Here is a 13,010-nt window from a genome sequence, read left to right as displayed (position 1 = left end):
ATCAGATCCGGTAGCCGGAGCCGGGCACCGTGACGATCACCGGCGGCTCGCCGAGCTTGCGGCGCAGGGTCATCACGGTGACGCGCACGACGTTGGTGAACGGGTCGGTGTTCTCGTCCCAGGCCTTCTCCAGCAGCTGCTCGGCCGAGACCACCGCGCCCTCACTGCGCATCAGCACCTCCAGAACGGCGAACTCCTTGGGCGCGAGCTGGATCTCCTTGCCGTCGCGGAACACCTCCCGGCGGTTCGGGTCGAGCTTGATCCCGGCCCGCTCCAGCACCGGAGGCAGCGGCACGGTCGTCCGCCGGCCCAGTGCGCGGACCCGGGCGGTGAGCTCGGTGAACGCGAACGGCTTGGGCAGATAGTCGTCGGCGCCCAGCTCAAGGCCCTCCACACGGTCGCTGACGTCCCCCGACGCGGTGAGCATCAGCACCCGGGTGGGCATGCCCAGCTCCACGATCTTGCGGCAGACGTCGTCGCCGTGCACGAGCGGGAGGTCACGGTCGAGGACGACCACGTCGTAGTCGTTGACCTCGATACGCTCCAGGGCCGCCGCGCCGTCGTACACGACGTCGACGGCCATGGCCTCCCGGCGCAGTCCGGTGGCCACCGCATCGGCGAGCAGCTGCTCGTCCTCGACGACGAGTACGCGCACGTCGCTGTTCCTTCCTCCGGGCCCGTCCGGCGACGGGCAGTTTTTGCACTGCTGTGCGCGTCCATCCTGCCCGTTACGCGCGTAAACCGGCTGTAAGGCGGATTTCGTTGCAAGAGCAACTGGGAATGCACGCGATTCCCGCGACAGCTGAGGTTTCCCTCAGGGAACGCGTGGGGAAGACGTCTGCACACCCACGATCACGCCTTGTAAGTGGCGCAGCACGACCTGTTCCAGGGTTGATCACCCGCCCCTCGCCCTGACGAGGGGGACCCCAGGCACACCCCCGTGCCACCGACCTAGCCGAGGGGGCGCATCATGGACGCTTTCACCGCGGGACTTCTGCAGCGCATAAAGGCTGCGGAGACCGACCTGACGATGGCTCGCGAGACAGGCGACGAGTTCCTCGCCGACGTCGAGCAGGCTGAGCTGGAAGACCTGCGCCGGCTCGCCGCCGAGCACGGCGTCGAGCTCAGCGCGGCGTAGCACCACTCCGAGAGCATCAATGGCTGTCCGGCTCTGACCCGCTGGACAGCCCGAGAACCCCGGCACCGCAAGACGGCGCCGGGGTTCTGTTCTTTGTTGCTCGGCGCATGGGCGAGTGAGTCGAAGGGGTCGCGGCGGCGAAAGGGAGTCGGGTCTCCCTACGCCCCCCGGCTACCGCTGGGTGGGTCTCCCTACCGCAGAGCTCCCGGGGAACGTGGGGGCACCCCCGGACGCAGTCTGGGGAGGGTCGAGCGGGGACGACCGTCGGCTGCTGTCTCAGGCTCCCCTTAGCGAAGCCAGGGGGCGCCAGGCGGAGCCAGGGGCACCAGAGGGCACCAGGGGGAGAACCGCAGCCACGAAAAGCTCAGTCGTGCCAGGCGCCCAGGTCCTCCAGGAGGGTCTGCAGCGGTTCGAAGACGCCGGGGCCGGCCGCGACCGTCAGATCGCCGGAGGGCGGCTCGCCGGGGCGACCGCCCGTCCGCGCGCCCGCCTCGCGGGCGATCAGGTCGCCCGCCGCAAGGTCCCAGGGGCTCAGTCCGCGCTCGTAGTACCCGTCGAGGCGGCCGGCGGCCACGTCGCACAGGTCGATGGCCGCCGAGCCGCTGCGGCGGATGTCACGCAGCCGCGGGATCAGCCGCTCGGCCACCTGCGCCTGGTGCGAGCGGACCGTGTGGACGTAGTTGAACCCCGTGGAGACCAGCGCCTGGTCCAGCGGCGGGGCCGGGCGGCAGCGCAGCCGCCGCTCGCCCAGGTACGCCCCGTCCCCCAGGACCGCCCGGAACGTCTCGCCGCGCATCGGCGCCGCCACGACCCCCACGACCGTCTCGCCGTCCAGCTCGGCGGCGATGGACACGGCCCAGGTGGGCAGGCCGTAGAGGTAGTTGACGGTGCCGTCGAGCGGGTCGATCACCCAGCGCACACCGCTGGTGCCGGTGCTGGACGCGCCCTCCTCGCCGAGGAAGCCGTCGTCGGGGCGGTGCTCCGTCAGATAGCCGGTGATCAGCTTCTCCGCCGCGATGTCCATCTCGGTGACCACGTCGATGGGGCTGGACTTGGTCCGGGCGACCGCCAGGTCGTCCGGCCTGCCGTCGCGCAGCAGCGTGCCCGCCCGGCGGGCGGCTTCGAGGGCGAGGGTGAGCAGTTCGGACGTCAGGGGGTCGGTCACAGCGGTCTCCTTCAGGCGTAGGGGCTGTCGGCGCCGGCGGCCGCGGGCTTCGGCGCCCGCGCCGGGCAGCAGCCGACCGGGCAGAGGTCGTGGCTCGCGCCGAGCGCCCCGAGGGCGCAGCGCTCCGCGGCGATGCCGCGTTCGGTCGCGGCGCGTTCCAGCACCAGGTCGCGTACGGCAGCGGCGAACCGCGGGTCGGCGCCCACGGTGGCGGACCGGCGTACGGGCAGCCCCAGTTCGGCTCCCTTGGCAGTGGCCTCGGTGTCGAGGTCGTAGAGGACCTCCATGTGATCGGAGACGAAGCCGATGGGGACCATCACGGCCGCGGGCGCGCCAGAGGCGTGCAGCGCCTCGAGGTGGTCGCAGATGTCCGGCTCCAGCCACGGGATGTGCGGGGCGCCGCTGCGGGACTGGTAGACGAGCTGCCAGGGGTGGTCGACACCCGTCTCCTCCCGTACGGCGCCCGCGATCAGGGCGGCGACGTCCAGGTGCTGGCGCACATAGGCGCCGCCGTCCCCGTGTTCCGGCTCGGGGCCGGAGGTGTCGGCGGCGGACGTGGGGATGGAGTGCGTGGTGAAGGCGAGGTGGGCGCCGGAGCGGACCTCCTCGGGCAGGTCGGCCAGCGAGGCGAGGACACCCTCGATCATGGGACGGACGAAGCCCGGGTGGTTGAAGTAGTGGCGCAGCTTGTCCACGCGGGGCACGTCCAGGCCCTCCGCCCGCAGCGCCTCCAGGGCGTCGGCCAGGTTCTCCCGGTACTGGCGGCAGCCCGAGTACGAGGCGTACGCACTGGTGGTGAGCACCGCGATCCGGCGGTGACCGGCGGCCGTCATCTCGCGCAGGGTGTCGGCGAGGTAGGGCGCCCAGTTGCGGTTGCCCCAGTACACCGGCAGGTCGAGGTCGTGCTCGGTGAAGTCCTTGCGCAGGGCGTCGAGCAGGGCGCGGTTCTGGTCGTTGATGGGGCTGACCCCGCCGAACAGGAAGTAGTGCTGACCCACCTCCTTGAGCCGTTCCTTGGGGATGCCCCGGCCGCGGGTCACGTTCTCCAGGAACGGAACCACGTCGTCCGGGCCTTCGGGGCCGCCGAAGGAGAGCAGCAGAAGGGCGTCGTAGGGAGCTGGATCACGCAGATCGGACATGGGATCGATCCTGCCACCCTCCCCGTGCCCCGGGCGGGGAGACCCCCGGCACCGCGCGCGGGAAAACCGCGGTGCGCTCACACCCGCCGACCCGTAATCTGTGAAGGCTGCCCATACGCCTTACCGGGAGTGCTCCTTGCCCAGCCCCTACCGCGCGATCTTCGCCGCCCCCGGCACCCTGGTGTTCACCACCGCCGGCTTCATCGGACGGATGCCGCTGTCCATGATGGGCATCGGCATCGTCACGATGATCTCGCAGATCACCGGCCGTTACGGGCTGGCCGGCGCGCTCTCGGCCGCGCTCGCCATGTCCGCCGCCGTGCTCGGGCCCCAGATCTCGCGGCTCGTCGACCGGCACGGCCAGCGCCGGGTGCTGCGTCCGGCCACCCTGGTCGCCGTGGCGGGCGTCGCCGGGCTGTTGATCTGCGCGCAGCAAGGCCTGCCGGACTGGACGCTGTTCGTGTTCTCGGCCGTCGCCGGCTGTGTGCCGAGCGTCGGCGCCATGACGCGGGCCCGCTGGGCGCAGATCTATCAGGGCTCGGCGCGCGAGCTGCACACCGCGTACTCGCTGGAGTCGATCATCGACGAGATCTGCTTCATCTTCGGGCCGATCGTCTCGATCGGTCTGTCGACGGTGTGGTTCCCGGAGGCGGGTCCGCTGCTGGCAGCGCTCTTCCTGCTCGTCGGCGTCTGGTGGCTCACCGCCCAGCGCGCCACCGAGCCGAAACCGCATCCCGTCGAGCAGCACACCGGCGGCAGCGCACTGCGCTCCCCCGGACTGCAGGTACTGGTGGCCGCGTTCGTCGCCACGGGTGCGATCTTCGGCGCGGTGGACGTGGTGACCGTGGCGTTCGCCGAGGAAGAGGGGCACAAGGCCGCCGCCAGCCTGGTGCTGGCGGTCTACGCCCTGGGCTCCTGCCTCGCCGGCGCCGTCTTCGGCCTGCTGCACCTGAGGGGCGAGCCCTCGCGCAGGTGGGTGCTCGGCGTGTGTGCGATGGCCGTGAGTATGATCCCCCTCCAACTGGCCGGGAGCCTGCCGTTCCTGGCCGTGGCGCTCTTTGTCGCGGGTCTTGCCATCGCGCCGACCATGGTGACGACCATGGCCCTCGTCGAGGCGCACGTACCACGCAGCAAGCTGACCGAGGGCATGTCCTGGACCGGTACGGGGCTCGCTGTCGGTGTGGCACTCGGTTCGTCGGCCGCCGGCTGGGTGGTCGACGCGCACGGGGCGGCCGCGGGGTACGGGGTGCCCGGCGTTGCCGGAGTGCTCGCGGCCGTGGTGGCGTTCCTGGGGTACCGTCGGCTGCGCAGGCCGGTGCCGACGCGGGAGGGGCAGCGTGAGCGGGACTCGCAACAGGCGGAAGAGCGTGGGGAGCACGTGGCGTAACTGGGCGGGAACCGTCGCCTCGGTGCCGCAGCGCGAGGCCCGACCGGCCTCGGTCCAGGAGCTGGCCGACGCGGTTCGCCGGGCGGCCGAGGACGGGCTGCGGGTCAAGACCGTGGGCAGCGGCCACTCGTTCACCGCGATCGCCGCGACCGACGGGCTGCTGATCCGTCCCGACCTGATGACCGGGATCCGGCGCATCGACCGGTCGGAGATGACGGTGACCGTAGATTCGGGCACTCCGCTCAAGCGGCTGAACGCGGCGCTGGCGCGCGAGGGCCTGTCGCTCACCAACATGGGCGACATCATGGAGCAGACCGTCGCGGGCGCCACGTCGACCGGCACCCACGGCACCGGCCGCGACTCTGCCTCGATGGCCGCGCAGATCAAGGCCCTTGAGCTGGTGACGGCGGACGGCAGGGTGCGCACGTGCTCCGAGAAGGAGGATCCGGACCTCTTCGCGGCGGCCCGGATCGGGCTCGGCGCGCTCGGTGTCGTCACCGCGATCACGTTCGCCGTGGAACCTCTCTTCCTGCTGACGGCCCGTGAGGAGCCGATGCCCCTCGACCGGGTGCTCACGGACTTCGACGCCCTGCACGCGGAGAACGAGCACTTCGAGTTCTACTGGTTCCCGCACACCGGCAACTGCAACACCAAGCGCAACAACCGCAGTGCGGGCCCCGCCGCACCGACCGGTGCCGTGCGCGGCTGGATCGACGACGAGCTGCTGTCCAACGGGGCTTTTCAGGTGGCCTGTTCACTCGGCCGCACCTTCCCGGCGGCCGTCCCGGCCATCGCCCGCTTCTCCAGCCGGGCCCTGTCCGCCCGCACGTACACGGACATTCCCTACAAGGTCTTCACATCTCCGCGCCGGGTGCGCTTCGTGGAGATGGAATACGCGCTGCCGCGTGAGGCGGTGGTCGACGCGCTGCGCGAGGTCCGGGCCATGGTGGACCGCTCGCCGCTGCGGATCGGTTTCCCCGTGGAGGTGCGCACCGCCCCGGCCGACGACATCACGCTGTCGACGGCGTCGGGCCGCGAGAGCGCGTACATAGCCGTTCACATGTACCGGGGAACGCCGTACCGCTCCTACTTCACCGCGGTCGAGCGGATCATGACCGCGCACGCCGGGCGGCCGCACTGGGGCAAGATCCACACACGGGACGCCGGGTACCTCGCCGATGTGTACCCGAGGTTCGGCGAGTTCACCGCGCTGAGGGACCGGCTGGATCCGGACCGGCTGTTCCAGAACCCCTACCTGCGGCGGGTCCTGGGCGACTGACCGGATGCGTCTCCGCACGCGGGTGCCGTACGTGGTCGCCGCCCCGAACCCGCCCTCGGACGCCGGACTCTCCGGCCGAGTGGCCGGCGCCCAAGGACCGTTCGGCCCGTTCCTGCTCTTTCGTCCCGCCGTCCGCCTTCTTCTGCACCTCCCACCCCTGTCCACCCATCTGCCCCTCGTACACCCAGATAGGGACAGTTGAGCGAAGTGGACAGTTCCGTTTCTGCCTCTCCCGTGAAGCACAACACCTGGTCACCGCCCGTTCGGCGCGCCAACTCCCACCCCCGCGGAGAAGTTCGACAGCGCGGCAGTCCACCCCGATGGCCCGAATGGAGTACTGTGGCGAGCCCTGGGCCCCAGCACCTTCGTGGTGTTCGGGACCCCAGGTAGGGGGCCGAAAGCGGCGCTCGATCCGGCGGCGCCGCGGCACCGGACGGGAATCTATTGCTCAGAGTGAGCGTCGATCACTCTGAGTGGCAAATAGATAACCGTGCCATAACGGCGATCAAGGGCCTGTGCCCGACACGCCGGGCAACTCGGCAAGGTTGTGGCAGGCTGCACCCGGGCAGGCCACACTCGACTAGCGGAAGCAGCGACGCAGGTGACGTCGGCAGGCACCACCCGGGAGGTCCCCATGCCCGAACTGCGTGTCGTGGCCGTCTCCAACGACGGCACACGGCTGGTGCTCAAGGCTGCGGACAGCACGGAATACACGCTTCCGATCGATGAGCGGCTGCGCGCCGCGGTGCGCAACGACCGCGCCCGTCTCGGCCAGATCGAGATCGAGGTGGAGAGTCATCTCCGCCCCCGCGACATCCAGGCGCGTATACGCGCGGGTGCCTCAGCCGAGGAGGTCGCGCAGCTCGCCGGCATTCCCGTCGACCGGGTGCGCCGCTTCGAGGGCCCGGTCCTCGCCGAGCGCGCGTTCATGGCGGAGCGGGCCCGTAAGACGCCCGTACGCCGTCCTGGCGAGAACACCGGCCCACAGCTCGGCGAAGCGGTGCAGGAACGGCTGCTGCTGCGCGGCGCCGAGAAGGACACCGTGCAGTGGGACTCGTGGCGCCGTGACGACGGCACCTGGGAGGTCCTGCTGGTCTACCGGGTGGCCGGCGAGCCCCATTCGGCGAGCTGGACGTACGACCCGCCGCGGCGGCTCGTCCAGGCCGTCGACGACGAGGCGCGCGCGCTGATCGGCGAGACGGACGACACGATCGCGCAGGAGCCGAGCTTCCCGTTCGTGCCGCGTATCGCACGGCTGCCGAGAGACCGGCCGCTGGACCGTGCCCTGGACCGCCAGATGGACCGGCCCGCGGTCGGCCCCGCGCCCGACGCGGAGGACAGCGGCGAACGGGACTCCCTGACCAGCCTGTTGGAGGCCGTGCCGAACTTCCGCGGCGACATGGTCGTCCCGGAGCGCCCGGCACAGCCGGAGCCCGCCGCGCTCGACCCCGCCCAGGAGCCTGAGGCCGAGGAGGAGCCGGTGGCTCCCGCGGCGTCGGCGGGTGCGGGCTCGGCGTACGCGGACGTGCTGATGCCGCGCTCGGTGGCGGGCCACCGCGACCGGCTGACCGGCACCACGGACCGCCAAGCGGAGGCGGACGGCGTCCGCCCCGGCCGCCGGGCGGCCGTGCCGAGCTGGGACGAGATCGTCTTCGGCACGCGGCGCAAGAAGCAGGAGTAGCGGCTCGGCGAAGGGCCGGCACCGGTGCGGTGCCGGCCCTTCGGCGTGCGCGGCCGCGAGCCCCGTCGGGTACGCATGCCGCCGCGCCGCGCCCCGGCCGGGGCGCGCGGCCCCGCCACGGACGGCACGTCGCACGACCACCCGGGCCGCGTGCCGCCGGTGCAGCAGCGGCGGACACAGCAGCAGCTCCGCGGAGCCGGGCCAGGCAACGCCCAGGCCCGCCACAGCTCCTGCATGAGAGCAGGTCGCGCATGCCCGACGCCGACCTGATCGCTGCGGGGGCGCACAGGCTCGGACGGGGCCATGACGTGACCGACAGGGCGGGTCCATCCGGCCGGGCCGCGCGGCGGAACTGCCGGCCGCGCTGACGGCGCGTGCCGCCACGGCCCCGGCCGGCTCCGGGCGCTCCCGGGCCGATCCACCGTGGCGGCGTCGGAACGGGCCGAGCCGCGTGGCAACCGGGCGCCCGACCACCGACACCCGCAAGCCCGCGTGCAACGCAACACCCACCCGCACCAGCACGCGCGATGGTCCGGCGTACGGAACACCACTGCACCGGACCACCCATCACGGAGGCGTCAGGACGGATCAGGACCTGTGGCAACCGGGCGAGACGGGTCGCGCGACCACTGCGACCACGAGCCCGCGTACAACGCCGGGACGAAGCCCGCCAGTTCCAGCGCGACCGCCTGCTGCGCCGCCGAGACGCCCGACCCGCAGTAGACGCCGACGCTCTTCGCGTCCTCGCCGGCGCCCAGGCCGACGAAGCGCGCGACCAGCTGCTCGCGCGGCAGGAAGCGTCCCGTCTCGTCCACGTTCTCCGAGGTCGGAGCCGAGACCGCACCCGGGATATGGCCCGCGACCGCGTCGATGGGCTCCACCTCGCCCCGGTACCGCTCCCCCGCCCTGGCATCCAGCAGCAGCCCCTCCCGGGCCATGGCCGCAGCGCCGTCCGCGTCCAGCAGGGGCAGCGCGCCGGGCGCGGGGACGAAGTCGCCCTCCACGGGCTCGGGCTCCTTCGTCTCCAGCGGCCCCGTCCAGGCGGCGAGCCCGCCGTCGAGCACCCGTACGTCGGCGTGCCCCGCCCAGCGCAGCAGCCACCAGGCACGGGCCGCACCCCAGCCCTTGTCGCCGTCGTACGTCACGACCGGCATGCCGGCGCCGACGCCTGCGCGGCGCATCGCCGCGCCGAAGGCGTCGATGTCGGGCAGAGGATGCCGGCCGCCAGCTCCGGGGGGCCCGGCCAGTTCCGCATCGAGGTCGACGAAGACGGCGCCGGGGATGTGCCCGGCCTCGTACGCGGGCCGGCCGTGCGGACCGCCGAGCTGGTAGCGGACGTCGAGCAGCACCGGCGGGGTCGGGCCGGCGAGTTCGGTCGCAAGATCGGCCGCGGAGATGATGGGTGTCATACGGGCCATCCTCGCGCACCGCATCGCCGCACCGTAACGCCCTCGAGGCGGATGACCGGCTGCAGACCGGGCATGCTCCGGCGGGAACCCGCCACATCCGGCGCGGCCGGGGCGCAGTGGGCGTCCGGTGGTGAAAGCATCTGCTCGGGCGCACACCCTGTCCGCACAACGGCGCGCCCGTCCCCGCACGGCCACCACGATGGTCCGAGGAGAGAGTGACAATGACCGAGGCGACTCGGCGCGCGCCCGGCACACCCTGCTGGGTGAGCCTGATGGTGCACGGCCTTGATGTGACGCAGGAGTTCTACGCGTCGCTGTTCGGATGGGAGTTCGCGCCCGGCCCGCCGCAATTGGGTCCGTACGTCCGCGCGCTGCTCGACGGCAAGGAGGTGGCAGGGATCGGCCGCCTGCCCGCCGACCGTCATCTGCCGGTCGCCTGGACGCCGTATCTGGCGACGGACGACGCGGACGCGACGGCCGAGGCGATCCGGAGCGCCTGCGGCACCGTGGGCGTGGGCCCGCTGGTCGCCGGGGAAGAAGGCCGGATGGCCATCGCCTCCGACCCGGTGGGCGCGGTCTTCGGCGTCTGGCAGGCCGCGGCACACACCGGCACCGCCGTCCACGGCACCCATGGCACGCCGGTGTGGAACGAGCTGGTCGCCCGGGACACGGCCGTGAGCAAGTTCTACCAGGTGGTCTTCGGCCACGAGACGCAGGCGCTCGTCCCGTCCGCCGACGGCGGCCCGGCCGAGGAGGACCGTCTGACGCTGCTCGTCGGCGGTCGGCCGGTGGCCTCGGTGCGCGGCGTCGGCCAGGCGCTCCCCCGGGACCGCGGCCCGCACTGGATGACGTACTTCGAGGTCGAGGACACCGACGCGGCGGCTCAGCGGGTCGTCGAGCTGGGCGGGCGGGTGATCCGGCCCCCGGGGACCGGGGCCGGATGTCGCGAGGCGACCGTCGCGGACCCGGAGGGCGCGGTGTTCACGATCGTGCGGACGGAGCGGGGCTGAGACTGCGGGCGCGGCGGCGCGTGCGTGCCGGGGCAGAGGCGGCGGACGCGGCGGGGCCTGCAGCCGGGGCAGAGGCGGCGGGCCGGGGCCGAGGTACCGGCGAACCGGGGGCTGAGGCGGCGGGCGCGGCGGGGCGTGCGTGCCGGGGCAGAGGCGGCGGGCCGGGGCTGAGGTACCGGCGAACCGGGGGCTGAGGCGGCGGACGCGGCGGGACCGGGCGGCCGGCCGACCGTGCTGTCCGAGCCGGATACCCGGTCAAGCAGTCCGTACCGTCAGGCCGACGGAACCGCCCCGTCAGACGGTCCCGACCGGCAGGACGTCAGGGGACAGAGCGGCCGCGCGCGCTGTCGCCGCCGTCATCCGGCGCCGGTGGTGGCGTCGGCACAGCACCTCGTAACCGATCTCGTCCGGTGACTGGTTGACGTCCCCGACCACGACCTGGGCGCCCTCGACGACCATCTCGCCGCCGACGGTGCGGGCGTTGTGCGTGGCGCGCGCACCGCACCAGCACAGCGCCTCGACCTGCAACACCTCGACGCGGTCGGCCAGTTCGACGAGCCGCTGCGAGCCGGGGAAGAGCTTGGAGCGGAAATCGGTGGTGATGCCGAAGGCGAAGACGTCCAGCTCCAGGTCGTCGACGATACGGGCCAGCTGGTCGACCTGCTCGGGCGCGAGGAACTGCGCCTCGTCCGCGATCACATAGTCGCAGCGGCCGCCCTTGGAGAGACGGTCGACGAGGTACGCGTAGAAATCGAAGCCCTCGGCTGCCTCGACGGCGTCGGTCACCAGGCCCAGCCGGGAGGACAACTTGCCCTCGCCCGCCCGGTCGTCCCGCGTGAAGATCATGCCCTGCAGGCCGCGCGCCGACCTGTTGTGCTCGATCTGAAGAGCGAGGGTGCTCTTTCCGCAGTCCATCGTTCCGGAGAAGAACACCAGCTCGGGCATGGGAGGTCGAGGACCTTTCGGGTCGTGGGAGGCGGTGGGGATGCGGGGGTTACGAGCGTAGTTCGAGGAGGGGGACGAGCTGCTCGACGGGGGTCATGGACCCGTGCATGCCGACCATGGCCGATTCGTGCGGCTCGTTGACCGACGCGATGATCACCACATCGTCGTGGGCCGCGGCGACGACGTCGCCGATCCGCCCGTACACCCGCTCGTCGACCCGGTCGCCGAACCAGCCGGCGGCGATCGCTTCGTCCCGGCCGGCCACCCAGAACTGCTCGCCCAGCACCTCCCGCCAGACCGCGAGCACATCGGACTGGGCGCCCGGCACGGCGTAGACATGGCGGGCCCGGCCTTCGCCGCCCAACAGGGCGACACCGGCGCGCAGCTCCCAGTCCTCGTCGAAGTCGATGCGGGACTGCTCGTCGAAGGGGATGTCGATCATGCCGTGGTCGGCGGTGACGTACAGGGCGGCGCGGGGCGGCAGTTGCTCGGCGAGGCGCTGCACCAGCCGGTCCACGTACATCAACTGTCCACGCCAGGCGTCGGAGTCCACACCGAAGCGATGGCCCTTGCCGTCGACATCGCTGTAGTACGTGTAGACCAGCGAGCGGTCGCCGGCGGCGAGCTGCTCGGCGGCGAGGTCCATGCGCTCCTCGCCGGAGAGCCGCCCGTGAAACGTGCCGCCGCTGAGCGCGATCTTGGTGAGCGGCGTCTGCTCGAACGTCGGCGACGACACCTGCGCCGTATGCACCCCCGCCTCGTCTGCGAGCTGGAAGACGGTCGGGTAGGGCTGCCACACGCGTGGCGGGGTCCAGGGCTTCCAGCGCAGCTGGTTCATCAGCTCGCCGGTCTCCGGATTGCGCGCGGTGTAGCCGGGCAGGCCGTGCACGCCGGGTGGCAGGCCGGTGCCGACGGAGGCGAGCGAGGTGGCGGTGGTGGCGGGGAACCCGGCCGTGAGCGGACGGCCGGTACCCCCGCGCGAGGTGCCGAGCAGGGAGGTCAGGTACGGGGCCTCGTCCGGGTGCGCCTTGATCTGCTCCCAGCCGAGACCGTCGATCAGGAACACGCAGTTGCGGTCGGCGGGTGTCAGCTCCGGGATGCGCCTCATGAGCCCGGGGACGCCCAGGCCGGCAGCCAGGGTGGGCAGGAGATCCGCGAGGGAGCCGGTGCCGTACTCGGGCACGGGTGCGGTGTCGAGTGCGAGCGGAGTGGGCTCGTCCGGCCAGACGGCGCTCTGCGCGGGCTGGACCATCAGCGGGTGGCCGCCGTGGCCTCGGAGAGTGCCTGGGCGAAGGCGAGCGTCTGGCGCACGGTGTCGGGACCGTCGCCCGCCTCACTCACCCTCAGGCTGAGGTCGTCGGCGGTCGAGTTGCCGGTGTAGCCGTGGTCGGCGTCGCAGTTCGGGTCACCGCAGGCCGCGGGCTCCAGGTCGATACGCGAGACGGCGCCCCAGCCGATGGTGAGGACGACCTCGCGGGGCAGGGTGCCGGGGGTGTACGACTCGGGGTTGGCGACGACGCGGCTGACCACGACGGACGAGATGCGGTCGAGCTTGACCGACTCGGTGGACGTCGTGGCGTACGGCGTCGGGGAGCTGGTGTCGGCGGCCTGCTCGTCGGTGTGGCTGACGATGAAGCGGTTCTCGGTCAGGACGAGGACCGTGACATGGCGGCGGACCTCGTTGGCGTCGAACGTGGTCTCCTGGTGCACGAGGTACGACGAGATCGGCTCGCCGCCGACGGCGGCCTCCACCGCCTCGGCCACGAGGGCCGGGTAGTAGCCGCTGCGCTCGATCGCCGCGCGCAGCCCCTGGGTCGTCGTACCGGTCTTCGCCATGCGGTCCATCCTACGGGGCCC

12 protein-coding genes are annotated in these 13,010 nt (G+C 72.3%); 5 read left to right on the top strand and 7 right to left on the bottom strand.

Annotated elements, in window-relative coordinates; translation table 11 throughout:
• Position 1: 1 nt before the first annotated feature.
• The gene (locus J7E88_RS00550; RefSeq protein WP_177151625.1) at positions 2-655 is read right to left on the bottom strand and encodes a response regulator transcription factor; all 654 of its coding nucleotides are present in this window, start codon (positions 653-655) and stop codon (positions 2-4) included.
• Positions 656-970: 315 nt separating this feature from the next.
• Between J7E88_RS00550 and J7E88_RS00545 the strand changes: the two genes are divergently transcribed.
• Positions 971-1,138, top strand: coding sequence for a hypothetical protein (locus J7E88_RS00545; RefSeq protein ID WP_215176069.1), 168 nt, complete (start codon positions 971-973; stop codon positions 1,136-1,138).
• A gap of 364 nt (positions 1,139-1,502) precedes the next feature.
• Here J7E88_RS00545 and J7E88_RS00540 read toward each other — a convergent pair whose 3' ends face one another.
• Together J7E88_RS00540 and J7E88_RS00535 are read right to left on the bottom strand one after the other, a co-directional pair.
• Entirely contained in the window at positions 1,503-2,303 is an 801-nt protein-coding gene (locus J7E88_RS00540) for an inositol monophosphatase family protein (protein WP_215176066.1), read from the bottom strand.
• A gap of 11 nt (positions 2,304-2,314) precedes the next feature.
• A complete protein-coding gene (locus J7E88_RS00535; protein ID WP_215176065.1) occupies positions 2,315-3,442 on the bottom strand; it encodes a ferrochelatase in 1,128 nt (375 codons plus the stop codon).
• Positions 3,443-3,578: 136 nt separating this feature from the next.
• On the opposite strand from J7E88_RS00535, the gene J7E88_RS00530 reads away from it, so the two are divergent.
• The 3 genes from J7E88_RS00530 (at position 3,579) to sepH (ending at position 7,789) form a co-directional block, all read left to right on the top strand.
• Entirely contained in the window at positions 3,579-4,829 is a 1,251-nt protein-coding gene (locus tag J7E88_RS00530; protein WP_215176063.1) for an MFS transporter, read from the top strand.
• Positions 4,810-6,108: a D-arabinono-1,4-lactone oxidase gene (locus J7E88_RS00525; protein WP_374196201.1), complete on the top strand. Its 1,299-nt coding sequence runs from the start codon at positions 4,810-4,812 to the stop codon at positions 6,106-6,108. The genes J7E88_RS00530 and J7E88_RS00525 overlap by 20 nt, the downstream gene beginning before the upstream one ends.
• A gap of 634 nt (positions 6,109-6,742) precedes the next feature.
• Entirely contained in the window at positions 6,743-7,789 is a 1,047-nt protein-coding gene (gene sepH, locus J7E88_RS00520) for a septation protein SepH (RefSeq protein ID WP_215176060.1), read from the top strand.
• A gap of 578 nt (positions 7,790-8,367) precedes the next feature.
• Here sepH and J7E88_RS00515 read toward each other — a convergent pair.
• The gene (locus J7E88_RS00515; protein ID WP_215176058.1) at positions 8,368-9,198 is read right to left on the bottom strand and encodes a sulfurtransferase; all 831 of its coding nucleotides are present in this window, start codon (positions 9,196-9,198) and stop codon (positions 8,368-8,370) included.
• Between the two features lie 221 nt (positions 9,199-9,419).
• On the opposite strand from J7E88_RS00515, the gene J7E88_RS00510 reads away from it, so the two are divergent.
• Entirely contained in the window at positions 9,420-10,208 is a 789-nt protein-coding gene (locus J7E88_RS00510; RefSeq protein WP_215176056.1) for a VOC family protein, read from the top strand.
• Between the two features lie 294 nt (positions 10,209-10,502).
• Here J7E88_RS00510 and J7E88_RS00505 read toward each other — a convergent pair whose 3' ends face one another.
• Genes J7E88_RS00505 through J7E88_RS00495 form a run of 3 tightly spaced genes read right to left on the bottom strand, consistent with a single transcriptional unit; the run spans position 10,503 to position 12,989 of the window.
• Complete coding sequence (locus J7E88_RS00505; RefSeq protein ID WP_215176054.1) at positions 10,503-11,153, bottom strand: thymidine kinase; 651 nt, start codon at positions 11,151-11,153, stop codon at positions 10,503-10,505.
• A gap of 49 nt (positions 11,154-11,202) precedes the next feature.
• Entirely contained in the window at positions 11,203-12,405 is a 1,203-nt protein-coding gene (locus J7E88_RS00500) for an alkaline phosphatase family protein (protein ID WP_215176052.1), read from the bottom strand.
• A complete protein-coding gene (locus J7E88_RS00495; RefSeq protein ID WP_215176050.1) occupies positions 12,405-12,989 on the bottom strand; it encodes a DUF5998 family protein in 585 nt (194 codons plus the stop codon). The genes J7E88_RS00500 and J7E88_RS00495 overlap by 1 nt, the downstream gene beginning before the upstream one ends.
• Positions 12,990-13,010: the final 21 nt, after the last annotated feature.

The sequence above is a fragment of the Streptomyces sp. ISL-10 genome, from assembly GCF_018614575.1.
GTDB lineage: Bacteria > Actinomycetota > Actinomycetes > Streptomycetales > Streptomycetaceae > Streptomyces.
This window is presented reverse-complemented; position numbering and strand designations above follow the sequence as displayed.

Coding starts and splice junctions, on each gene's coding strand:
- J7E88_RS00545 (WP_215176069.1), top strand. CDS start 971: ATGGACGCTTTCACCGCGGGACTTCTGCAGCGCATAAAGGCTGCGGAG.
- J7E88_RS00535 (WP_215176065.1), bottom strand. CDS start 3,442: ATGTCCGATCTGCGTGATCCAGCTCCCTACGACGCCCTTCTGCTGCTC.
- sepH (WP_215176060.1), top strand. CDS start 6,743: ATGCCCGAACTGCGTGTCGTGGCCGTCTCCAACGACGGCACACGGCTG.
- J7E88_RS00515 (WP_215176058.1), bottom strand. CDS start 9,198: ATGACACCCATCATCTCCGCGGCCGATCTTGCGACCGAACTCGCCGGC.
- J7E88_RS00510 (WP_215176056.1), top strand. CDS start 9,420: ATGACCGAGGCGACTCGGCGCGCGCCCGGCACACCCTGCTGGGTGAGC.
- J7E88_RS00505 (WP_215176054.1), bottom strand. CDS start 11,153: ATGCCCGAGCTGGTGTTCTTCTCCGGAACGATGGACTGCGGAAAGAGC.
- J7E88_RS00500 (WP_215176052.1), bottom strand. CDS start 12,405: ATGGTCCAGCCCGCGCAGAGCGCCGTCTGGCCGGACGAGCCCACTCCG.
- J7E88_RS00495 (WP_215176050.1), bottom strand. CDS start 12,989: ATGGCGAAGACCGGTACGACGACCCAGGGGCTGCGCGCGGCGATCGAG.